The organism is Rahnella inusitata (genome assembly GCF_003263515.1).
GTDB classification, from domain to species: Bacteria; Pseudomonadota; Gammaproteobacteria; order Enterobacterales; family Enterobacteriaceae; genus Rahnella; species Rahnella inusitata.
Genome location: NZ_JYDE01000017.1, coordinates 383,950 through 405,320 on the forward strand (window position 1 = coordinate 383,950; position 21,371 = coordinate 405,320).

17 protein-coding genes are annotated in these 21,371 nt (G+C 53.5%); 12 read left to right on the forward strand and 5 right to left on the reverse strand.

What is annotated here, in order from left to right; translation table 11 throughout:
- The first annotated feature begins 9 nt into the window (after positions 1 to 9).
- The 3 genes from ycfP to TU92_RS11695 all read left to right on the forward strand — a co-directional run bounded on the left by ycfP (position 10) and on the right by TU92_RS11695 (position 3,042).
- Positions 10 to 552 carry an alpha/beta hydrolase YcfP gene (ycfP, locus tag TU92_RS11685; protein WP_112167339.1) on the forward strand — a complete coding sequence of 181 codons (543 nt, stop codon included), beginning with the start codon at positions 10 to 12 and terminating at the stop codon, positions 550 to 552.
- 309 nt (positions 553 to 861) lie between these two features.
- Positions 862 to 2,166: an NAD(P)/FAD-dependent oxidoreductase gene (locus TU92_RS11690; RefSeq protein WP_112167342.1), complete on the forward strand. Its 1,305-nt coding sequence runs from the start codon at positions 862 to 864 to the stop codon at positions 2,164 to 2,166.
- Positions 2,167 to 2,505: 339 nt separating this feature from the next.
- Positions 2,506 to 3,042 (forward strand): glycine zipper 2TM domain-containing protein, encoded by a 537-nt coding sequence (locus TU92_RS11695; protein ID WP_112167345.1) that lies wholly within the window; start codon positions 2,506 to 2,508, stop codon positions 3,040 to 3,042.
- Between the two features lie 73 nt (positions 3,043 to 3,115).
- On the opposite strand, the gene TU92_RS11700 is transcribed toward TU92_RS11695, so the two are convergent.
- Positions 3,116 to 4,099 carry an XdhC family protein gene (locus TU92_RS11700; protein ID WP_112167349.1) on the reverse strand — a complete coding sequence of 328 codons (984 nt, stop codon included), beginning with the start codon at positions 4,097 to 4,099 and terminating at the stop codon, positions 3,116 to 3,118.
- The gene (locus TU92_RS11705; RefSeq protein ID WP_112167353.1) at positions 4,086 to 4,700 is read right to left on the reverse strand and encodes a nucleotidyltransferase family protein; all 615 of its coding nucleotides are present in this window, start codon (positions 4,698 to 4,700) and stop codon (positions 4,086 to 4,088) included. Before TU92_RS11705 ends, TU92_RS11700 begins: the two co-directional genes overlap by 14 nt.
- A 218-nt stretch (positions 4,701 to 4,918) precedes the next feature.
- Between TU92_RS11705 and TU92_RS11710 the strand changes: the two genes are divergently transcribed.
- Genes TU92_RS11710 through TU92_RS11720 form a run of 3 tightly spaced genes read left to right on the forward strand, consistent with a single transcriptional unit; the run spans position 4,919 to position 9,491 of the window.
- On the forward strand, positions 4,919 to 7,708 hold the full coding sequence (locus TU92_RS11710) for a xanthine dehydrogenase family protein molybdopterin-binding subunit (RefSeq protein ID WP_112167356.1): 2,790 nt from the start codon (positions 4,919 to 4,921) through the stop codon (positions 7,706 to 7,708).
- Complete coding sequence (locus TU92_RS11715; protein WP_112167357.1) at positions 7,705 to 8,253, forward strand: (2Fe-2S)-binding protein; 549 nt, start codon at positions 7,705 to 7,707, stop codon at positions 8,251 to 8,253. Before TU92_RS11710 ends, TU92_RS11715 begins: the two co-directional genes overlap by 4 nt.
- Positions 8,253 to 9,491 carry a cytochrome c gene (locus TU92_RS11720; protein WP_112167359.1) on the forward strand — a complete coding sequence of 413 codons (1,239 nt, stop codon included), beginning with the start codon at positions 8,253 to 8,255 and terminating at the stop codon, positions 9,489 to 9,491. The genes TU92_RS11715 and TU92_RS11720 overlap by 1 nt, the downstream gene beginning before the upstream one ends.
- Positions 9,492 to 9,586: 95 nt before the next feature.
- On the opposite strand, the gene mfd is transcribed toward TU92_RS11720, so the two are convergent.
- Positions 9,587 to 13,030 carry a transcription-repair coupling factor gene (mfd, locus tag TU92_RS11725; protein WP_112167361.1) on the reverse strand — a complete coding sequence of 1,148 codons (3,444 nt, stop codon included), beginning with the start codon at positions 13,028 to 13,030 and terminating at the stop codon, positions 9,587 to 9,589.
- A 238-nt stretch (positions 13,031 to 13,268) separates the two neighbouring features.
- Between mfd and lolC the strand changes: the two genes are divergently transcribed.
- The 6 genes from lolC to TU92_RS11755 all read left to right on the forward strand — a co-directional run bounded on the left by lolC (position 13,269) and on the right by TU92_RS11755 (position 19,569).
- Entirely contained in the window at positions 13,269 to 14,471 is a 1,203-nt protein-coding gene (gene lolC / locus TU92_RS11730; protein ID WP_112167363.1) for a lipoprotein-releasing ABC transporter permease subunit LolC, read from the forward strand.
- On the forward strand, positions 14,464 to 15,168 hold the full coding sequence (gene lolD, locus TU92_RS11735; protein ID WP_112167366.1) for a lipoprotein-releasing ABC transporter ATP-binding protein LolD: 705 nt from the start codon (positions 14,464 to 14,466) through the stop codon (positions 15,166 to 15,168). The genes lolC and lolD overlap by 8 nt, the downstream gene beginning before the upstream one ends.
- Entirely contained in the window at positions 15,168 to 16,418 is a 1,251-nt protein-coding gene (gene lolE / locus TU92_RS11740) for a lipoprotein-releasing ABC transporter permease subunit LolE (protein ID WP_112167368.1), read from the forward strand. Before lolD ends, lolE begins: the two co-directional genes overlap by 1 nt.
- Positions 16,419 to 16,472: 54 nt before the next feature.
- Positions 16,473 to 17,303 carry a Sir2 family NAD+-dependent deacetylase gene (cobB, locus tag TU92_RS11745; RefSeq protein WP_112167370.1) on the forward strand — a complete coding sequence of 277 codons (831 nt, stop codon included), beginning with the start codon at positions 16,473 to 16,475 and terminating at the stop codon, positions 17,301 to 17,303.
- Positions 17,304 to 17,445: 142 nt separating this feature from the next.
- Entirely contained in the window at positions 17,446 to 18,672 is a 1,227-nt protein-coding gene (gene pepT, locus TU92_RS11750) for a peptidase T (protein ID WP_112167372.1), read from the forward strand.
- Between the two features lie 249 nt (positions 18,673 to 18,921).
- Positions 18,922 to 19,569, forward strand: coding sequence for a hypothetical protein (locus TU92_RS11755; protein WP_112167374.1), 648 nt, complete (start codon positions 18,922 to 18,924; stop codon positions 19,567 to 19,569).
- 152 nt (positions 19,570 to 19,721) lie between these two features.
- On the opposite strand, the gene TU92_RS11760 is transcribed toward TU92_RS11755, so the two are convergent.
- Both TU92_RS11760 and TU92_RS11765 read right to left on the reverse strand, forming a co-directional pair.
- Complete coding sequence (locus TU92_RS11760) at positions 19,722 to 20,423, reverse strand: hypothetical protein (RefSeq protein WP_136627587.1); 702 nt, start codon at positions 20,421 to 20,423, stop codon at positions 19,722 to 19,724.
- 263 nt (positions 20,424 to 20,686) lie between these two features.
- The coding region (locus TU92_RS11765; protein ID WP_136627588.1) for a ribosomal protein uL16 3-hydroxylase at positions 20,687 to 21,371 on the reverse strand (685 nt) is incomplete at its 5' end.

The following is a 21,371-nucleotide window of genomic DNA, read 5'->3' on the forward strand; positions in this document are numbered from 1 at the left end:
AGGTAAACGATGATTATCTATTTGCATGGTTTCGATTCAACCAGTCCCGGTAACCACGAGAAAGTATTGCAGTTACAGTTTATTGACCCGGACGTACGCTTTATCAGTTACAGCACGCTACATCCGCGCCACGACATGCAGCACTTGCTGAAAGAAGTCGATAAAGTCCTGCAAGAAACCAGCGATCCGCATCCGCTGATTTGCGGCGTGGGCCTCGGCGGTTTCTGGGCCGAGCGCATCGGTTTCCTGTGCGGCATTCGTCAGGTAATGTTCAATCCGAATTTGTCGCCGCAGGACAATATGGCTGGAAAAATCGATCGTCCTGAAGAGTACGAAGATATCGCCACCAAATGCATCAGTGATTTCCGTGAGAAAAATCGTGACCGCTGTCTGGTGATTTTATCCCGTGAAGATGGCGTACTGGACAGCAGTAAAACCGCTGAGAAGCTGCATCATTATTATCCTGTTGAATGGGACGAAAAGCAGAGCCATAAATTCAAGGATATTTCGACGCATTTGCAGCGCATTAAAGCCTTCAAAAACATCGTCTGACAGAAACTGCCGAAGACCAAAACCACTGCCTTGCGCAGTGGTTTTTTATGGCTGAGATACATCAGTGGTTCACTTTTATCACTGCGTTGTCGCTAACTTGCTGATTTAAAATCGTCAAAATCTATGCCAAATCATTAACTGAAATCAGACAAATCAATTTAAATTGACCTGCATCAATTTTGGTATGACCAAATCACCACGCATGATATCCTCCCTCTCAGATACCGATTTAACTTAAGCAACCCTATGTAATATAAGGATTATTTTTTAACTCTTATATAACAATTGGTTCACATTTAGGGGGTCATTTTGACATCACCAATCAAGAAAATTGTGATAATTGGCGGCGGCGCTGGCGGACTGGAGCTGGCAACCAGCCTCGGGCATAAGCTTGGCCGTAAAAAGAAAGCGGAGATCATTCTGGTCGACCGTAATCACAGCCATTTATGGAAACCACTGTTGCACGAAGTGGCGACCGGCAGCCTGGATGACGGCGTGGATGCGCTGAGCTATCTGGCGCATGCCCGCAACCACGGCTTCACTTTCCAGATCGGTTCCCTGACCGATATTGATCGTGAAAATCAGACCATCAAACTGGCTGAAATTCGTGATGAAAACGGCGAAATGCTGGTGCCGGTGCGCGATATTGCCTATGACCAGCTGGTTATGGCGCTGGGCAGTACCTCCAATGACTTCGGGACGCCGGGTGTAAAAGATCACTGTATCTTCCTCGATAACCCGCATCAGGCGCACCGTTTCCATAACGAAATGCTGAATTTGTTCCTCAAATTCTCCGCCAGCGCGGATAAACAGAAAAAAGTGAACATCGCGATTGTCGGCGGCGGCGCTACCGGCGTTGAGCTGTCTGCGGAACTGCACAACGCGGTGAAACAGCTGCACAGCTACGGTTTTGAAGGGTTGGACAGCGAAGCGCTGAACGTCACGCTGGTGGAAGCCGGTGAACGTATTCTGCCTGCGCTGCCGCCGCGTATTTCTGCGGCCGCCCATCAGGAACTGACCAAGCTCGGCGTGCGCGTTCTGACGCAAACCATGGTGACCAGTGCTGATAAAAACGGTCTTAACACCAAATCCGGCGAATTCATTGATGCGGATCTGATGGTCTGGGCAGCGGGTATCAAAGCGCCCGACTTCATGAAAGAGATTGCCGGTCTGGAAACCAACCGTATCAATCAGCTGGTGGTTGAACCGACGCTGCAAACCACGCGCGATCCAAACATTTACGCGATTGGAGACTGCGCATCCTGCCCGCAGCCGTCCGGTGGTTTCGTACCGCCACGCGCGCAGTCCGCGCACCAGATGGCGTCACGCTGCTTCGCAAATATCATGGCGCAGCGCAAAGGGCAGAGTCTGAAACCTTACGTGTATAAAGACCACGGTTCACTGGTTTCTTTGTCCCGTTTCAGCACCGTCGGCAGTCTGATGGGTAACCTGATGCGCGGTTCGATGATGGTAGAAGGGCGCCTGGCGCGACTGGTTTACGTTTCCCTGTACCGCATGCATCAGATTGCGCTGCATGGCTACACTAAAACCGGCCTGATGATGCTGGTTGGCGGAATCAACCGCGTGATCCGCCCGCGCCTGAAGCTGCACTGATGCGAACTGGCCGACTTTTTTTCTCTGTCGGCTGAATGGTTTTAACGTCGTTTCTATTCTAAAAGCCTGTTTACTACAGGCTTTTTTCTTTTCAGGCGCAAGCAGACACTTAAAGCCCGGCTTTGTCCGCTAAGAATGCTCTGAAACACCCCGTTACACCCGCAATTCCTGCACTTACAGACTTCGTCTTATTGTTCCTTAACGCTTCAGAGTACAAACTTTAACAAGTTCATAGCCGGCGATTCACGCACGCCGAACCTCAGGATGTGAAGTTTTCCACTGAGGAATGTGCCCTGAGTAAGGTGCAATATGCGTGGTAACATTTTCGGAGGAAGTCCTGTGAACAAGTCAATGTTAGCTGGGGTCGGTATTGGTGTGGCTGCGGCATTGGGCATTGCCGGTGTGGCGAGCATGAATGTCTTTTCATCTGAGCCGCAATACGCGCAGGTTGTCAGCGCGACGCCAATCAAAGAGACCACGAAAACGCCACGTCAGGAATGCCGTAACGTCACTGTGACTCACCGCCGTCCTGTACAGGATGAGCATCAGATCGCCGGTTCCGTTCTGGGTGCCGTCGCGGGTGGTGTGCTGGGTCATCAGTTCGGTGGCGGACGCGGTCGCGATGTCGCGACAGTTGCCGGTGCGCTGGGTGGCGGCTACGCGGGTAACCGTGTACAGAGCAGCATGCAGAATAACGACACTTACACCACACAGCAGCAGCGCTGTAAAACCGTGTATGACAAAGAAGATAAAATGCTCGGGTATGATGTCACCTATAAAATAGGCGATCAGCAGGGCAAAGTGCGTATGGACCACGATCCGGGCACGCAAATCCCGCTGGATAAAAGCGGTCAGTTGCAGCTTACCCGTTCATAACCCACAGGTAAGTCGCAAACTAAAAGCCTGAGGTGCAAACCTCAGGCTTTTTTTATGTTCGCACTTCTGCTGGTCAGGCAGCCACGCCGTGGGTTTTCAACCCATTTTTGTGCTTAACGATGTCGGCCATCACCGCCAGTGCAATTTCTGCCGGCGTTTTGCTGCCGATGGATAAACCGACCGGGGCATGAAGACGGGCGAAATCATCGGCTGAGAAATCGGCGATGGTTTGCAGGCGTTCGCGACGTCGTGCGCTGTTGCGCTGTGAGCCCATTGCGCCGATGTAAAACGCAGGCGTATTCACCGCCTCCATCAGCGTCAGGTCATCCATACGCGGATCGTGGGTCAGCGCCACAATCGCCGTATTGGCGTGGCAACTTTCCCGTTCGAGATACTTCGCAGGGAACGCTTTCTCCAGCCGTATTTCCGCTTTCAGTAACGGCAGAAAGTTTTCCAGCACGTCTTCACGGCATTCGCACACCACCACGTCAAAACCCAGCGCACAGGCAAAGTCGGCGCAATACAGCGCGACGCTCGAGAGTCCGGCAATCAGTAAGCGCGGGGGCGCGGCCAGATGCAGATGCACGCAGTCGCCGTCACGCATTACCTGTGTGGCGCTGTGATACTCCGTCAGCGCCAGATGGTCACAGGCAGCGGGCAGGGTGAGCGATTTATCCAGCGCATAATGCCCGGCCAGCGCCATTCCCATGCGTTGCAGGTACTCAAGATTCCCCTGCGTAGCGGGCAGATATTCGATCAGCACATCGAGCGATCCGCCACAGGGCAGCGCAATGTTTGGCGTTAATCCACCGTCTCCGTAGCGCACAATCTGGCTGGCTTGCTGATAATCACCGGCGGCTATCCGCTGTAAAAAATCTTCTTCGACGCAGCCGCCGGAGAGCGACCCGCAATAGCGTCCATCCTGGGTCGCCACCATCAGCGCGCCCGGCGCGCGCGGAGAAGAGCCGTAGGTTGTCAGCACTGTACAAAGCCACACCGGCTGCTGTGCCAGCCATTCCCGCGCCTTTGAAATAACATGATTATCAAGATGCTGCATGGAGATTTCCGTTCAAAAGCCGCGGGGAAAGAGCAAGATCCCCGGGCAAATCAATGTCTGCGATCACGCCCGAAGTATTGAAATCAATGCGCAGCAGGTCATGGCTGCGGATAAGCTCGCGGGCATCATGATCGCCACGCAGTTGCAAAAGTTTGTCGCCCATTTCGCGGGCAAAACCGACCGGATGCCCCGGCTCATTTTGCCAGAAAGGGCGCACCACCGGCTTGAGGTGCAGGGTATCGGCCACGGTGGAGAAAATATCCGGCGTAACGAACGGCATATCGGCGAGATGAACCAGCCAGCCGTCCCACTCCGGCGTATCGCGCACGCCTGCGGCAATGGAACCACCGGTGCCCGTGCTTTCCGTCAGCGTAAACGGCACACCTGCGCGGCGGCAGCTGGCCTGCACCTGCAGGTTCCCGGCGCGCGTCACGACGTGTACCGGCAGTCCGCTTTCCAGCGCATGACCGAGCGTAATATCAAAAACACTGGCAGCATTTTCTGCTGTTTTCGACAGTGTGGCATTCAGCTTGTTTCCTTCGCCGCCTGCGGCGATAAACCGGCTCCCCAGCCCTGCGGCGAGGAGAATAATACCTGCCATCTTGCTCCGATCCCTTTTGTACATTGTTTGCGCAACAGAATTAATTATCCCACTATTTTGCGCAAATTTGTGAACGAAATATTAAAAATGTGTTTTCTGTCATGACTTCCAGTAACTCATCTACCTATAATCGCCCGCGTTAAACGGTATTTGCAGAATTTATGACAAATTGTAAATGTGCCGGACTATAAGAAAGACAATAAGAAGCAAGGAAATTTATGAGCAACTTTAACCCGTCCAGGCGGCGCTTTGTGAAAGGCGCTGTAATCGCTGGTGTCTCCGTGTATCTCGCGCCGCTACACAGCCGTGCTTATGCGGCACTCTTCGAAGAAAAAATCCTGCAATCGCCGCAGTGGGACGCACAACACAAACGCGTCCGTTTCCGTATTGACGGAAAAGCCAAAGTCATGGGGCAGAAAGTGTTTGCCCGCGATATCCGCGCCAAAGATATGCCGCACTGGCCGCAGAAACAGGCGCACGCCTTTATCCTGCGCGTGACGCAGGCAGACAGAACTTATGCAGGACTGGATTTATCGTTACTCGGTGAGGATCTGCAACCCGACCAACTGGTCACCGCCGACGTACTGGCGCGAGACGGTCTGGCATTCCCGGCATTTTACGGCGAAGACATGCTGCTGCCGGAAGGCAAAACGCCTGCGTATCTCGGTCAGGCGGTGGCCATTCTGGTCTATCAGGATTTTGCCAAATTCCGCTTTGCGAAAAACGCACTGAAATTCAAAGACGGTGTGGTGCGCTACGGCGCCAAAACCGGCCCGCTGGAACGCGATCCCTGGGGCACTTTCCGCTTTGTGCGCGTCGGGGGAGAAACTGCGTTTGAAGACGATCGTTTCTCCAGCCTGAAAGATATGCCGGTATTTCCGACCGGTATGCGCAAGCATCTGCCGGTCTGGCCGGAAGGGCGTGAAGGCGGCAAGCTGGATGAGCAGGGCATGTTCTACGCCGGGGAAATGGCAGACGAAATGAAATCCCCGCCGCAGGACTGGCTGGTGATGTCGCGACGTTTCACCACGCAGTCTGTCGATACCTCGGCGCTTGAACCCGACAACGCCAACGGCTGGTATGACGCCGCCACGCAAACGCTGCATATGGTGGTGCCGACGCAGTCACCGCAGGAAGTCGCAGATGAAATGCCGCGCATGATGGCCAAAGCCCACCGCACGGTGAAAACGCTGATTATGCATCCTTGCTACACCGTCGGTTACGGGTCGAAAGATCACTATAACTTCCCGTATTACGGCGCGGTGGCGGCGATGTACGGTGACGGCACTCCGGTGCGCCTGGCTAATGACCGCTTCGAGCAGTTTCAGTCCTCCCTCAAGCGTCACGCGTTTGATATGAATTACGACATCGCGGTCAACCGTGAAACCGGGATGTTGCAGTCGTTCCATGCGGCAATGACCGCAGACGGCGGCGGGCGAAGTAACTTTACCCCGTCGGTGGTGATGGTTGGCGCAACCGCTGCGCAGTCGATTTACTACTTCCCGAAAAGTGATTTATCCGCCGTCGGGCTGGCATCACGTGCGCTGGATGCCGGTTCCGCCCGTGGTTACGGCACGCTGCAAAGTATGGCCGCCACCGAAATGATGATGGATGAACTGGCCGCCGAACTGAAGCTGGATCCGATTGCCTTCCGGATGCGCAACGTTTTGAAATCCGGTATGAAAAATACCCAGGGGGCGATTCCGGCAGGTGCGATTCGTGCGGATGAAGTGCTGGAAGAAGCCGCCGTCCATCCGTTGTGGACGGAGCGTGAAAAACGCAAGGCCGCCTATGAAAGCCAGAATCCGGGTAAACGTTACGGCGTCGGGTTTGGCTGCGTGCAGAAAGATTTCGGTACTGGTGCGGAAACGTCATTCGCCCGCGTCGAAATCAGCGAAAACGGGCAGATAAGCCTGTGGCACAGCGGTGCGGAAATGGGGACGGGCATGTCCACGTCACAGTCCGTGCTGTGCGCCGAATGGCTGGGTAAACCGGCGGAGCAGGCGCATTTCTCGGTGACCGACTGGTCAGTGCTGCCGGTGGAGACCAGCGGCGATCCGTACATTATGTCGCAGGAAGAGCAGGACAAGCTGCAAAAAAATCCGCGCTGGTCGCCCTCCTACTGCTCACCGTCGAGCGCCAGTAACTCAGCCTATTACTTTTCACACAGCACCCGCGAAGCGGCGCGTCTGGTCTTCGATCACGGCCTGTGGCCGGCGGCGATGGCTATCTGGAAAACCGGCATTGGCGGCGGACAGGCTGCGCCATACATCGTGCGCAAAGAGGATGCCCGCTGGGTGGAAGGCGGTCTGACGGCCAACGGGATGCAAATTCTCAGTCTTGAGACGCTGGCAAAAAAAGCTTATGAGATGCAGGGGCTGACCGGTGCGGCGGTTCACGTCTTCAACCGCTGGCAGTGGGCTGAAGCCGATTTCACGCTCAACAATGCGCGTCAGCGCGTGCCGGTTGACGGCATGTCAGTGCGTACCGGCGCGGGTGAATACCAGACGCTGGCGCGTGACGCGGTCTATTACCCGCCGACGCAGCGTAATAACGCGTCTGTGACCTACTACAGTGCGGTCGGTACGCTGGCTGAAATTGCGGTGGATATCGCCACCGGAAACGTCGAATTACTCACGCACCACTCGATTATGGAGTGCGGCAATCTGATCGTGCCTGAACTGGTCTCCGGACAGTTACAGGGCGGGCTGGCGATGGGCATCGGTCACGCATTGCATGAATATTTACCGCTGTACGAAGACGGGCCGGGTAACGGTACCTGGAACTTCAACCGTTACCACCTGCCGCGCGCCAGCGACGTGGCGGTCTGGAAACAGACCAGCGAGATCCTGCCTGCGCTGTCGGAAACCGATCCGCCGAAAGGCATGGCCGAAGTGGTGATGATCCCGGTCGTCGCTGCGCTGGTGAACGCCATCGCCCACGCCACCGGTCACCGTTTCCGTGATTTGCCCGTCCGTGCTGAAAATATTCGTGAGGTTTTACAATGAGCATCAAAACACAGCCGTTAGAGCTGACCATCAATAATCAACATTACGGCCCGCTGGATGTGCCTGAAGGCCTGATGATGATCGATTTCCTGCACGAATACGTGGCGCTGACCGGTTCGCGGCTCGGTTGCGGGCAGGGCATCTGTCACGCCTGCGTGGCAATTGTCGATCACGACAGCGGCACCAGCGAAGAAGTGCGCACCTGCATCACCGGCGCACATTTTTTCAACGGTAAGAAAGTCCGCACCGTCGAAGGCCACGCCAAAACCGATGACCAAGGTGAAGTCCGGCTGTCGCCGGTTCAGCAAGCGTTTATGGAGCATTACAGCTTCCAGTGCGGTTATTGCACACCGGGATTTGTGAATGCCGCGACGCTGCTGCTTGAGCGGCTGGAAAAACATCCGATTGCGCTTGCCGATCTGGAAAGTGCGATTGAAGGCGCGCTGGAGAATCACATCTGCCGCTGTACCGGTTACGTCCGTTATTACGAAGCGGTGCGTGACGTGGTGATGAAAACGCCGGGTCTGATCAGGGAGCACGCGTGATGATAAAACGTCTTTTCCTCGCGCTGCTGGTGGTGATTATTATCATTATCGCCGTACTGTGGTGGCGGGAAAACCGCACACTGGACGCACCGGTACAGAAAGTCACGGCGGACAGCGCGCAGATTGAACGGGGCCGTTATCTGGTACAGGCATCTGACTGCGCCGCGTGCCACACCGCGTCCGGCGGTGCTCCGTTAGCGGGCGGCTATCCGCTGGAAACGCCGTTCGGCAAAATATTCGGCAGCAACCTTACACCTTCCGCCGACGACGGCATTGGTCGCTGGACGTCGGATGATTTCTATCTGGCGCTGACTCAGGGTGTGGCTCCGGGCGGGCGTCACCTGTATCCGGCGATGCCGTATACCTCCTATAAAGGTGTGGCGCGGAAAGATTCGGACGACATGTACACGTTTCTGATGACCCGTCCGGCGGTGAATCAGCCAGTGCCGGAAAATGAGATGCCGTTCCCGTTTAACCAGCGCATGGCGATGATCGGCTGGAATCTGTTATTCCGCAACGCCGATCCGATGCCCGCCAGCTCGCAGGGGAATTCTGCCGATTGGCAGCGCGGGCAGTATCTGACGGACGTGCTCGGCCACTGCGGAGAATGCCATACGCCGCGCGGCAAACTGGGGCAGATGGATACCGATAACAACCTGAAAGGCGGAACGCTCGGGCGCATCACCGCGCCGGACATCTCCCCGCAGGCGCTGGCGCAGCGCGGCTGGGATCCGGCCAGTCTGAGCCGTTTCCTCGCTACCGGCATTTCACCGCAAGGATCGGCGTTTGACGAAATGCACAAAGTTATCGATCTCAGCACCCGTCATCTGACCGACGACGACCACCGTGCCATAGTCACCTATCTGCTGGGGGATAAACCGCCCGTGGCAGTACCGGTGAGCATCGGGCAGGGCGGCAATGATGCGGGGCGGATCACTTATCTGGATCAATGTTCTGGCTGTCATATGGCCGATGGATCTGGTAAACCGCACGTCGCTGTGGCGATGCAAAACAACGCCACGCTGCGCCAGCCCGATGGCCGTAATCTCATCGTCTCAGTGCTCGATGGTTTACCGGCGCAGGCATTTCCCAATGGCGAAAGCATGCAGTCCATGCCGGGATTTGCGGATCGTCTGAATGACGCCCAGATCGCCGATATGGTGAACTATCTGCGTGTCACCTTCGCCGGTCTGCCGGGGGATATCACCCCTGAACAGGTGAAGGCGCTGCGTAAATAATCGTTTGAGTGACATCACGATGTAAAAAAGCCCGGTGAGGGATGAATTCACCGGGCTTTATTTTTGTGCTTACCACTTCAGATCTGCTTACGACCTCAGATCAAATGCTCAGCAAAATCTGCCAACATATCGCTGACAAATTTCAGGCGTTTTGGCCGATCGGTCAGGTCCAGCATGAACTTGAGTTTGGTCGGGCCGTCGAGGCGGTAAACCTGCGGCTGTTTTTGCAGCAAACCAATCAGGTGGCCCGGATCGACGCGATTTTTATCGCCGAACTCGATAAAGCCGCCGCGCTCATTGCCTTCAATACGTTTGATGCCCAGTTCCTTCGCCTTAAGTCGCAGCACGGCTATCTGAATCAGATTGCGCGCACCGTCCGGCAGCGATCCGAAGCGGTCGATAAGCTCCACGCGCAGCTCGTCCAGCTCATTTTCGCTTTTCGCACTGGCGATGCGTTTATACAGCGACAGGCGTGTATTGACGTCAGGAATGAATTCTTCCGGCAGCAGGGCAGGCATGCGCATTTCGACTTCGGTCTGACTGGTGGTCAGATCCTCAAGCGATGGCTCGCGACCTTCTTTCAGCGCTTCGACGGCGTTTTCCAGCAGCTCCATATACAGCGTGAAACCGATGCTGGTCATCTGCCCGCTCTGGCCTTCGCCCAGCAGTTCGCCTGCGCCACGAATTTCAAGGTCGTGCGTCGCCAGCGCGAAACCGGCACCCAGATCTTCGAGCGAAGCAATAGCTTCGAGGCGTTTATGCGCATCGACGGACATGGCTTTCGGCGGTGGCGTCAGCAGATAAGCGTAGGCCTGATGATGCGAACGCCCGACGCGACCGCGCAGCTGGTGCAACTGCGCCAGACCAAAGTGATCGGCGCGCTCAATGATGATGGTGTTGGCCGTCGGAATGTCGATACCGGTTTCAATGATCGTGGTACACACCAGTACGTTAAAACGCTGATGGTGAAAATCATTCATCACCCGTTCAAGATCGCGCTCGCGCATCTGGCCGTGGCCGATGGCAATACGCGCCTCCGGCACCAGCTCTGCCAGGCGCTGCGTGGCTTTCTCGATGTTTTCGACATCGTTGAATAGGTAATAAACCTGCCCGCCGCGCAGAATTTCACGCAGGATGGCCTCGCGTATCACCAGGCTGTCGTATTCGCGGACAAAGGTTTTGACCGCCATACGGCGTGCGGGCGGCGTGGCGATAATCGACAGGTCGCGCATGCCGCTCATCGCCATATTCAGCGTGCGCGGGATCGGTGTGGCGGTCAGCGTCAGGATATCCACGTCAGCGCGCATCGCTTTAATACGCTCTTTATGACGCACGCCGAAACGGTGTTCTTCATCGACAATCAGCAGGCCGAGATCTTTCCAGCGCAGGTCACTTTGCAGCAGTTTATGTGTGCCGATAATAATATCGACTTTGCCTTCGACCGCTTCCTCAATCACCGCCTGTTGCTCTTTGGCGCTGCGGAAACGCGACATCATTTCGATGCGCACCGGCCAGCTGGCAAAACGGTCGCGGAAGTTGTCGAAATGCTGCTGTGCCAGCAAAGTGGTTGGCACCAGAACCGCCACCTGTTTGTTGTTGGCGACGGCAAGGAACGCAGCGCGCATTGCCACTTCGGTTTTACCAAAGCCAACGTCACCACACACCAGCCGGTCCATCGCCAGCGGTTGAGTCATGTCAGCCAGTACGGCATTGATGGCCTGCGCCTGATCCGGCGTGGTTTCAAACGGGAAAGCCTGACAGAACAGCTGGTATTGCTCTTTGTCATGCTTAAACGCAAAACCGGTTTTGGCTTCGCGCTGGGCGTAAATATCCAGCAGCTCGGCGGCCACGTCGCGGACCTTCTCAGCGGCTTTCTGACGGGCTTTCGACCATGCCTCACCGCCGAGTTTGTGCAGCGGCGCGCTGTCATCGGCACCGCCGGCGTAGCGGCTGATAAGATGCAGTGACGATACCGGCACATAAAGTTTATCTTCACCGGCGTAGGTCAGGATCAGGTACTCAGCTTTAATACCACCGGTCTCGAGCGTGGTGAGGCCCAGATAGCGGCCAACGCCGTGTTCGACGTGAACCACCGGCTGGCCGGGGCGCAGCTCGGCGAGATTACGGATCAGCGTGTCGGTATTAATGGTGCGGCGACTGTCCTGACGGCGACGCGCCACGCGCTCACCCAGCAGATCGCTTTCGCAAATCAGAGCCAGCTGTTTATCGGCATCAAGGAATCCGCGCTCACAGGCGCCGATCATGATGTAACGTCCGGCGAATTCGGCTTCTTCGATGCGGGTAATGAGCGTCGGCATCAATTTGATGCGCGCCAGTAAATCCTGCAACGTTTCGCGACGGCCTTCACTTTCAACCGAGAACACCAGACTGCCTGCAAAGGATTCGTTAAAGCGGCGCAGGTTATCCATTGGCGCTTTGTTTTGCGGCTGCACGGAGAGATCCGGCAAGGTTTCGTAGCTGAGATTAGTGTTTGCAGCTTTCTTCGGCAGCGAGTCAGTGCGCAGCTGAACGCGTGGCCAGGCTTTGAGTTCAGCGAACAGCGTATCGACCCGCAGCCACAGGTTTTCCGGCTCAAGCAGCGGACGCATCGGATCCACGCGGCGGCTTTCGTAGCGCTGAGTGGCATCCTGCCAGAAACGCTCGGCGGCGGTTTCCAGATCGCCGGTATTGAGCACCAGCGTATTTTCCGGCAGATAGCTGAACAGCGTGGTCAGCGGTTGACTGAAAAACAGCGGCTGCCAGTATTCGATCCCAGCCGGGAAGGTCCCTTTACTCACCTGCTGATAAACGTGTTCAGCGTCGCGGCGAACTTCAAACTTTTCGCGCCACTGGCTGCGGAAAAGTTCGATGGCATTTTTGTCGGTCGGGAATTCGTGCGCGGGCAGCAAATTGATCTGATCGACTTCGCTCAGCGTACGCTGCGTATCGACGTCAAAGGTGCGCAGGCTATCGATTTCATCATCGAAGAAATCTATACGGAAAGGCTCGTCGCTGCCCATCGGATACAGGTCGAGCAGGGCGCCACGGGTGGCAAACTCACCGTGCTCCATGACCTGATCGACGCTGCGGTAACCGGCCTGTTCCAGCTGAGCACGCAGTTTGTCGCGTGACAGCAGCTGGCCTTTTTTCATCACCAGCGCATGACCGTGCAAAAACTCGTGCGGGCAGACACGTTGCATCAATGTATTCACCGGCAGAATAATGATGCCGCGTTCCATCGTGGGAAGTTGATAAAGGCTGGAAAGACGGGAAGAAATGATTTCCTGATGCGGCGAGAAACTGTCGTACGGCAGTGTTTCCCAGTCAGAAATGCTCAGCACTTTGTGATCGGTAAACTGCTGAATTTCATCGCGCAAACGCAGGGCATTTTGCATATCCGGTGCTATCAGCATGACGGGGCCTGCGTGACGCTCACTGATTTGTGCACATTCGAGTGCACAGGCGGAGCCGGTAAGCTGCCCTAAAAGACGGGTGTCGCCGGGGCGTTCAGGCAATGAATAACGATAATCTTGAGACATAGGCTGTTTTGCGTTCTCGTTTGGCGGCAGCAGGTGGCCAATTAGCAGACCGTATCTTGCGATGCGCAGACAATCGGGGTCAACCCGGCTTTGCAATAAAAAAGGACAAAAGAGCCCCGGGGTTAAACCGATTACTTTGGGTTAATGGTTCCATAAAGCGGTGCTAGCCTTTATTATCCTTGATCACTTTAGTCTGCGCCATGCACTTATTTGCGGCCAAGCACTTAAAACGGAAGTCATGTATCAACCTGTCGCGTTATTCATAGGCCTGCGCTACATGCGCGGGCGTGGTTCGGACCGCTTTGGGCGGTTTGTCTCCTGGTTATCCACCATTGGTATCACCCTCGGGGTGATGGCGCTGGTGACGGTGCTGTCGGTCATGAACGGTTTTGAGAAGGATCTGGAAGGTAACATTCTGGGTCTGATGCCTCAGGCGTTGATCACCACACCGGTTGGATCGCTGGACCCTCAAAAAATTACTCACGAGCAAGTCACCGCGCTGAAAAGCGTGAACCGCGCCGTGCCCGTGACCACCGGTGACGTGGTGCTGCAAAGCCCTGGCAGCGTGGCGGTGGGCGTGATGCTCGGCGTTAATCCCGCAGACCAGGACCCGCTGGCGAAATACATGATTGGCGTGGCCCAACAGGAACTGCAACCTGGCAAATATAACGTCATTCTTGGCGATCAGCTGGCACAACAGCTGAAGGTACGCCGTGGCGATCAACTGCGTCTGATGGTTACCAGCGTCAGCCAGTTCACGCCGGTTGGGCGTGTGCCGAGCCAGCGTCTGTTTAACGTGATCGGCACGTTTTCAGCCAACAGCGAAGTCGATGGTTACCAGATGCTGGTTAACATTCAGGATGCGTCACGTCTGATGCTCTATCCGAAAGGCAACGTCACCGGCTGGCGACTGTTTCTTGACAAACCGCTGGACGTCGACAGCCTGAGCGCGCAAAAGTTGCCGGAAGGCAGCAGCTGGAAAGACTGGCGCGAGCGTCGCGGCGAGCTGTTCCAGGCGGTGCGCATGGAGAAAAACATGATGGGGCTGCTGCTTAGCCTGATAGTGGCGGTTGCCGCATTCAATATCATTACGTCGCTGGGTCTGCTGGTGATGGAGAAACAGGGCGAAGTCGCTATCTTGCAAACGCAGGGACTCAGCCGCCGTCAGATTATGGCGGTGTTTATGGTGCAGGGTGCGAGCGCAGGCGTCATCGGCGCGTTACTCGGTGCCATACTCGGCGTTGTGCTCGCCACGCAGCTCAATACTATTATGCCGGCTATCGGGCTGATGCTCGATGGCGCGTCGCTGCCGGTCGATATTGAACCGGTTCAGGTGGTGGTCATTGCGTTGGTCGCGATGGTCATTGCTTTATTATCAACGCTGTATCCTTCCTGGCGCGCTGCTGCCACCCACCCCGCAGAGGCTTTACGTTATGAGTAATTCGTTATTATTGCAGTGTGACAACCTCTGTAAGACTTATCAGGAAGGGAAGATGCACACCGATGTACTGCGTGACGTGACCTTCGACATGCAGCCGGGTGAGATGATGGCGATCGTCGGGACGTCAGGTTCCGGCAAAAGTACTTTGCTGCATTTGCTGGGTGGACTGGACTCTCCGACCTCCGGCGAAGTTATTTTTAAAGGCCAGTCGCTCAATGCGATGTCTTCTTCTGCGAAATCAGAACTGCGCAACCGTGAGCTGGGCTTCATCTATCAGTTCCACCACCTGCTGCCCGATTTCACCGCGCTGGAAAACGTCGCGATGCCATTGCTGATCGGTAAAAAGAAATCTGCCGAAGTACAGGAGCGTGCGCTGGCGATGCTTGAAGCGGTAGGTCTGCAACACCGCAGTAATCACCGTCCTTCCGAGCTTTCCGGTGGTGAGCGCCAGCGTGTGGCGATTGCCCGCGCACTGGTCAACAATCCTTCGCTGGTACTGGCGGACGAACCGACCGGTAACCTCGATCAGCGCAATGCCGACAGCATTTTCGAATTGCTCGGCGAACTGAATGTACGTCAGGGCACGGCGTTTCTGGTGGTGACTCACGACCTCAAACTGGCAAGCCGTCTGACCCGTCAGCTGGAAATGCGTGACGGCAGATTGCAGCCGGACTCGATGTTGCTGGGAGCGAAGTAATGTCAGGCATTCCGTTTTCTTTATTGATCGGCCTGCGGTTCAGCCGGGGTCGTCGTCGCAGCGGCATGGTGTCGCTGATTTCGGTGATCTCAACGTTGGGCATCGCACTTGGCGTGGCAGTACTGATCGTCGGCCTGAGCGCGATGAACGGCTTCGAGCGTGAACTGAAAGATCGCGTGCTGGCGGTAGTACCGCACGGTGAAATTCGTCCGGTGAATCAGCCGTTCAACGACTGGCAGGGTGTGCTGGATCGCGTCGAAAAAGTGCCCGGTATTGTGGCCGCTGCACCTTATATTCAGTTCAACGGTCTGATTGAGCACGGCGCAAAACTGCGTGCCATCCAGCTAAAAGGCGTGGATCCGCAGAGCGAGTCCCGCGTCAGCGCCGCACCGAAGTTTGTGCAGAATAACGCATGGCAGAATTTCAAGGCCGGTGAGCAACAACTGATCCTCGGCAAAGGCGTAGCGGACGCCGTTGGCGTGAAGCAGGGCGACTGGGTGACGGTGATGATCCCCAACAGCGACCCGGAGATGAAACTGCTACAGCCGAAGCGGATCCGTTTGCAGGTTACCGGGATTTTGCAGCTCAGCGGCCAGCTTGATCACAGTCTTGGCATGGTACCGCTGGCGGATGCGCAGCAGTATCAGGATATGGGCACCAGCGTCACCGGTATCGATATCAAAGTGAACGATGTGTTTGCCGCGCAGAAACTGGTGCACGACGCCGGTGAAGTGACGCAGGCTTACGTCTATATCAGCAGCTGGATTGGCACTTACGGCTATATGTATCGCGACATCCAGATGGTTCGCGCGATTATGTATATGGCGATGGTGCTGGTGATCGGCGTCGCCTGTTTCAACATCGTGTCGACGCTGGTCATGGCTGTGAAAGATAAAAGCAGCGATATTGCGATTTTGCGCACACTGGGGGCGAAAGACGGACTTATCCGCGCGGTCTTCATCTGGTACGGTTTACTGGCGGGGCTGGTCGGCAGCGTAACCGGTGTGGTGATCGGTGTCATTGCCGCCTTCCAGCTGACCAACATCATTAACGGATTGCAGAAGCTGACCGGGCATCAGTTCCTGTCGGGTGACATTTATTTCATCGACTTCCTGCCATCTGAAGTTCACTGGATTGACGTTGCGGGCGTATTATTTACCGCTTTGGTGCTGAGTCTACTGGCAAGCTGGTATCCGGCGCGTCGTGCAAGCCGCATCGATCCGGCCCGGGTTCTCAGTGGAGGTCAGTAATCAAATCTTCAAAAACAGTATTTAAATTCAGACACAGAGAGTAAGGAGCACGTCATGCGCACACGTCATCGTCTGTGTCGGTTTCGCAAAAATAAACGCATTCGCCACCAGCGTTTCCGGTCGAATATCTTTCACCGTGATTCCATGGCCGCCGCGTCACTGAAGAAACCGTTTGTGGTGGTACTGACTGGCGCGGGGATTTCCGCAGAATCAGGGATCCGTACCTTCCGGGCCGCCGATGGCCTGTGGGAAGAGCACCGCGTGGAAGATGTGGCGACCCCGGAAGGGTATCGCCGCGATCCTGAGCTGGTGCAGCGTTTTTACAACGAACGCCGCCGCCAGCTGCAACAGGACGACCTCAAACCGAATGCCGCGCATTACGCGCTGGCGACGCTGGAGGAAGCACTCGGGGATAACTTCCTGCTGGTCACGCAGAACATCGACAATTTGCATGAGCGCGCAGGCAGTTCGCGCGTGCTGCACATGCACGGTGAATTGCTGAAAGTACGCTGCACCCAGTCCGGGCAGATCCTGGACTGGCCGGGTGACCTGAGCGTTGACGATCGCTGTCACTGCTGTCAGTTCCCGGCACCGCTGCGCCCGCACATTGTGTGGTTTGGCGAAATGCCGCTGGGTATGGATAAAATCTACGATGCGCTGGCCAGAGCTGATTTCTTCGTGGCGATTGGCACGTCCGGTCATGTATATCCGGCCGCCGGATTTGTTCACGAAGCGCGTATCGGCGGAGCCTGTGCGGTCGAGCTGAATCTCGAGCCAAGCCAGGTAGAAAGCGAATTCGACATGAAACACTACGGGCTGGCAAGCGAGGTCGTCCCTGAGTTCGTGCATAAGTTCCTGACTAAAAAAGACGAAGCCTGGTCGTAACCGGGCTTTTTTAGCCATACATCCCCAAAATTGCGCCGGATCCTAAGAGTTCTTTGCGTAAACTTGGTGAAAAATGACCTGACGCAATATTCACGGTATTCATGCTGCGCATAATAAAACCCAGCCGCCAGAGGATACCCAAATGGATAAGTTGCTTGACCGTTTTCTTCACTACGTTTCTTTCGATACCCAATCTAAGCCCAATGTTAAACATACGCCCAGCACTGACGGACAGCTCAGGCTGGCGCAGGCACTGCGTAACGAACTGATTGATCTGGGTTTTTCACAGGTAACTCTCAGTGACAAAGGCTGCGTAATGGCGACGTTACCGGGCAACGTTGCCTGGAAAGTGCCGGTCATCGGCTTTATTTCTCATCTCGATACCGCCCCTGATTTCACTGCAAAACACGTCAATCCGCAGATTGTTGAGAATTACCGTGGCGGCGATATTGCGCTGGGCAACGGTGATGAAGTGCTTTCGCCGGTGATGTTCCCGGTTCTGCATCAGTTACTCGGTCAGACACTGATCACCACCGATGGCAAAACGTTGCTCGGTTCGGACGACAAATCAGGTATCGCGGAAATCATCACCGCCATGGTGCGTCTTAAAAATAGCAACGTGCCGCACGGTCCGATCCGTATCGCGTTTACGCCGGATGAAGAAATCGGTAAAGGTGCGCAGAGTTTTGATATTCCGGGTTTTGGCGCGGAATGGGCCTACACCGTTGACGGCGGCGGGGTAGGGGAGTTGGAGTTTGAAAACTTCAATGCAGCATCCGCGACCATTAAAATCGTCGGTAATAACGTGCATCCGGGCAGCGCAAAAGGCGTGATGGTCAACGCATTGTCACTGGCAACCCGTTTCCATAGCGAATTACCCGCTGATGAAACGCCTGAGCATACGGAGGGTTATGAGGGTTTCTATCACCTGACGACCATCAAGGGCAACGTTGAGCGCGCGGAAATGCATTACATCATTCGTGATTTCGAGAAGCCGCAGTTCGAAGCTCGTAAGCAAAAGATTATTGATATTGCACATCTGGTCGGTAAGGGTCTGCACCGCGACTGCTATATCGAAGTGACTCTCGATGATCACTATTACAACATGCGCGACAAAGTAGCACAGCATCCGCACATTATTGCGCTGGCGCAGCAGGCGATGAAAGATTGCGATATTGAGCCGGTCATGAAGCCTATTCGCGGCGGCACCGATGGCGCACAGCTTTCATTCCGCGGCTTGCCTTGTCCTAACATCTTCACCGGTGGCTATAACTTCCATGGTAAACATGAATTTGTCACGCTGGAAGGAATGGAGAAAGCGGTATCGGTGATTATGCGCATAGCAGAGCTGACGGCTAAAGAGTTGTAAATAAAACTCATTTAATATCGTCCAAAAAACCAGATAATATTCAATATATTATCTGGTTTTTTTTATAAATTAGATAAAAATAACAATTAATGATATGATGAAATCAATATTATAAATAATGACTACGCGTTTTTAATATAAATATTTTATATTTTAGTCGCTAATTATTTTTTATATATATTATTAAAATCGATTTATTAAATAACTTAATGTTTTTCTTGAGATTAAAAGGAGATTATAAGAAATTTTATGTTAAAGGATATTAAACGTCTTAAGGAATTTGTCACAGCGCAATCACAAAGCTGTATGTTTGCTTCTGAAATAAATGCATGGGTATTTGTTTGGTATCCTGAAGGTACCCGTTATGGGCATGTGGCAATGATGATTGGTGATATTCATGCGGAAAGTGCTTATGTGAGTTGGTGGCCTAAAAAATCAAGAGATGGACTGCCAGGTTTTTACAAAAAAAGTCCTGCATCCAGAGTAATGATTTTCAATCCGGTTACTCACCAGCATGAATTCACTAGCAGTGATTACTTTATCGATTGTTACTCTGAAGAAAATACTCCTCATGTGGTTTATGGTTTACGTGGGCTGGATGTAAGGGAGATGGAGACAGCCTGGCGGAATATCGTCTCTAAAGGCGGAGCATCATTTTCTCCTCTTTCAAAGAATTGTGCGGTTGTAGTTTCGCGTGTGCTAAAGGCAGGGTTGAAACATTCACAATTACGGCATAAAGTTTTCGGTATGTTTGATGGCGACCAATTCATTTGGACTCCGAAAAGAATTGCAGTGATTTGCAATCTTTTAAGGGATAATAATTCCGCCTTAAAGATTAAAATTCCAGGAAGAGAAAGCAAAAAAACGTTTATAAAAACGTTAGTTCGATTGAGATAGTCAGGATTGAAATGTAATTGCACGTCATGCTTTATTTTCAGATGCCCGGCCTTACTCCGGGCAGTTTCACCGTCAGTTTAACATCCCTATTGTGTCTGAGTAACGGCTTGCCCTATAGTCTCTTTAGAGGGTTTTCTATTATCTTAAAACGATTACATCATACCCGTTTTTTTAACTTTAAGTCGGCAACGATCGCTCCCCTGCATTAATGGAGTTACCATGCATCTCCCGTTGTTCTTTACGACACAGAAAGAAAGTTGCAATGAGAAATGACTATTATTAACGTCTGCTAAAACAAAGTCTCCGCCTTTTAACATGACATTTTTTACTTTAGCCTGAGACATTATTTTAACAATGCCAGAGTTGGAAATGTAAAAGTCGTTTTCCGTATGGTTACGATCTAATGTAATCATTTCGATATTCCATATTTCACCATTACTTGCAGTCCACGAATCAACAGCACCGAAAAAATCAGGGAATATTCCCTGATGCATAAATGAAGATAATGCCCCGATATTTTCCTGTATCCATTGGTTTTCAGGCCTCATAATGAGATTTGAATAGTTAACTATTGATTCGTGTTCTGAGCCTGGAACGGAAATTTTCTGGCCATTGATATAGTAATTCATTCTGGGTATATCCACTTGCATACTATGGTTCATTACTGATGAACCATGTTTAGTGATATCCGATGATATGTTATTATTGATCGTTTTCAGTAATTTTCTTTCAATTTCTTGGTTAATACTTAAATCAAAAATATATTCTGATGAGCGATTTATATTTGAATTTAAGTTATTGTATTGCGGTGGAGGTGTTTTTGATGATGTTCTGAATAAATCTGTAAATCTCATGAGTATTCCTGGCTTTAAAACGTTAAAAATAGATAGGATAGTTACAGCAGGAATATATTGGATATTAAAATGGGTGTCTAATGCTGTTTTTTTATTATCCGATACAAGTTATTGACGGCTAAAATATTAGAATTATTAATGAGTTCAGATGCGGCGGATTTTTTGAAAATATCCACAGAGAGAATGGCCAGTGTGAAGATCGGGAATAGGGATAAAACGTTGGAACCACAAGGGCATACAGATGCCCTTGTGGTTTATTAGATTCAGTCGTTGAAGTACCAATAACCGCTGTTAACCAGTGCAGACAGCAGTGCAAGAAATGACGGATCGTCGAGTGCATCGCCTAGCATTTCACGGGTCACAGTTTTATGGCGTGCCATGGCGTCTACCGCGGCGGTCTGTTCGGAAGCTATCGCTTCGCCGTTGACGTAGCACACATCGCCCACGCGCAAGACGCGTAAACCGCCAACGCGTTCCAGCGTTTCGCCGGACTCCATCAGCTCATAGATTTCGCCTGCCTGATATGGCGGCTCCGGCGGTGCCAGATCCAGCTCGTGGCGCGACTGGGAAATGAATTCGCCAAACCAGCTGTTGAAATGCTCCGGATTGCCGATAAGATCAAGCATCATGCCACGCAGTTTATCCAGTTCAGCAGGCTGTATTTCAGCCGGATGATCGCGTTCCACCAGATCTGGATCCGTATAGCGGTGGCTGCCCAGTTCACGGGAAAGAACGTAGTCTGCGAAGCCGCTTATCATCTCGCGGGTGTTCGGCGCGCGGAAACCGACCGAATAGTTGAGCGAGTTTTCCAGCGAGTAACCGTCGTGCGGGAAGCCCGGTGGAATGTAGACGATATCGCCCGGTTCCAGCTCTTCGTCGATAATTGCCTCGAACGGCTCCACCTGAAGTAAATCCGGGTGCGGACAATGTTGTTTCATGGCGATTTTC

What these genes read in the sequence shown, in the direction of transcription:
- ycfP (WP_112167339.1), top strand. Translation starts at nt 10, where the DNA reads ATGATTATCTATTTGCATGGTTTCGATTCAACCAGTCCCGGTAACCAC.
- TU92_RS11700 (WP_112167349.1), bottom strand. Translation starts at nt 4,099, where the DNA reads ATGCAGCATCTTGATAATCATGTTATTTCAAAGGCGCGGGAATGGCTG.
- TU92_RS11705 (WP_112167353.1), bottom strand. Translation starts at nt 4,700, where the DNA reads ATGGCAGGTATTATTCTCCTCGCCGCAGGGCTGGGGAGCCGGTTTATC.
- TU92_RS11710 (WP_112167356.1), top strand. Translation starts at nt 4,919, where the DNA reads ATGAGCAACTTTAACCCGTCCAGGCGGCGCTTTGTGAAAGGCGCTGTA.
- TU92_RS11715 (WP_112167357.1), top strand. Translation starts at nt 7,705, where the DNA reads ATGAGCATCAAAACACAGCCGTTAGAGCTGACCATCAATAATCAACAT.
- TU92_RS11720 (WP_112167359.1), top strand. Translation starts at nt 8,253, where the DNA reads ATGATAAAACGTCTTTTCCTCGCGCTGCTGGTGGTGATTATTATCATT.
- mfd (WP_112167361.1), bottom strand. Translation starts at nt 13,030, where the DNA reads ATGTCTCAAGATTATCGTTATTCATTGCCTGAACGCCCCGGCGACACC.
- lolC (WP_112167363.1), top strand. Translation starts at nt 13,269, where the DNA reads ATGTATCAACCTGTCGCGTTATTCATAGGCCTGCGCTACATGCGCGGG.
- lolD (WP_112167366.1), top strand. Translation starts at nt 14,464, where the DNA reads ATGAGTAATTCGTTATTATTGCAGTGTGACAACCTCTGTAAGACTTAT.
- lolE (WP_112167368.1), top strand. Translation starts at nt 15,168, where the DNA reads ATGTCAGGCATTCCGTTTTCTTTATTGATCGGCCTGCGGTTCAGCCGG.
- cobB (WP_112167370.1), top strand. Translation starts at nt 16,473, where the DNA reads ATGCGCACACGTCATCGTCTGTGTCGGTTTCGCAAAAATAAACGCATT.
- pepT (WP_112167372.1), top strand. Translation starts at nt 17,446, where the DNA reads ATGGATAAGTTGCTTGACCGTTTTCTTCACTACGTTTCTTTCGATACC.
- TU92_RS11755 (WP_112167374.1), top strand. Translation starts at nt 18,922, where the DNA reads ATGTTAAAGGATATTAAACGTCTTAAGGAATTTGTCACAGCGCAATCA.
- TU92_RS11760 (WP_136627587.1), bottom strand. Translation starts at nt 20,423, where the DNA reads ATGAGATTTACAGATTTATTCAGAACATCATCAAAAACACCTCCACCG.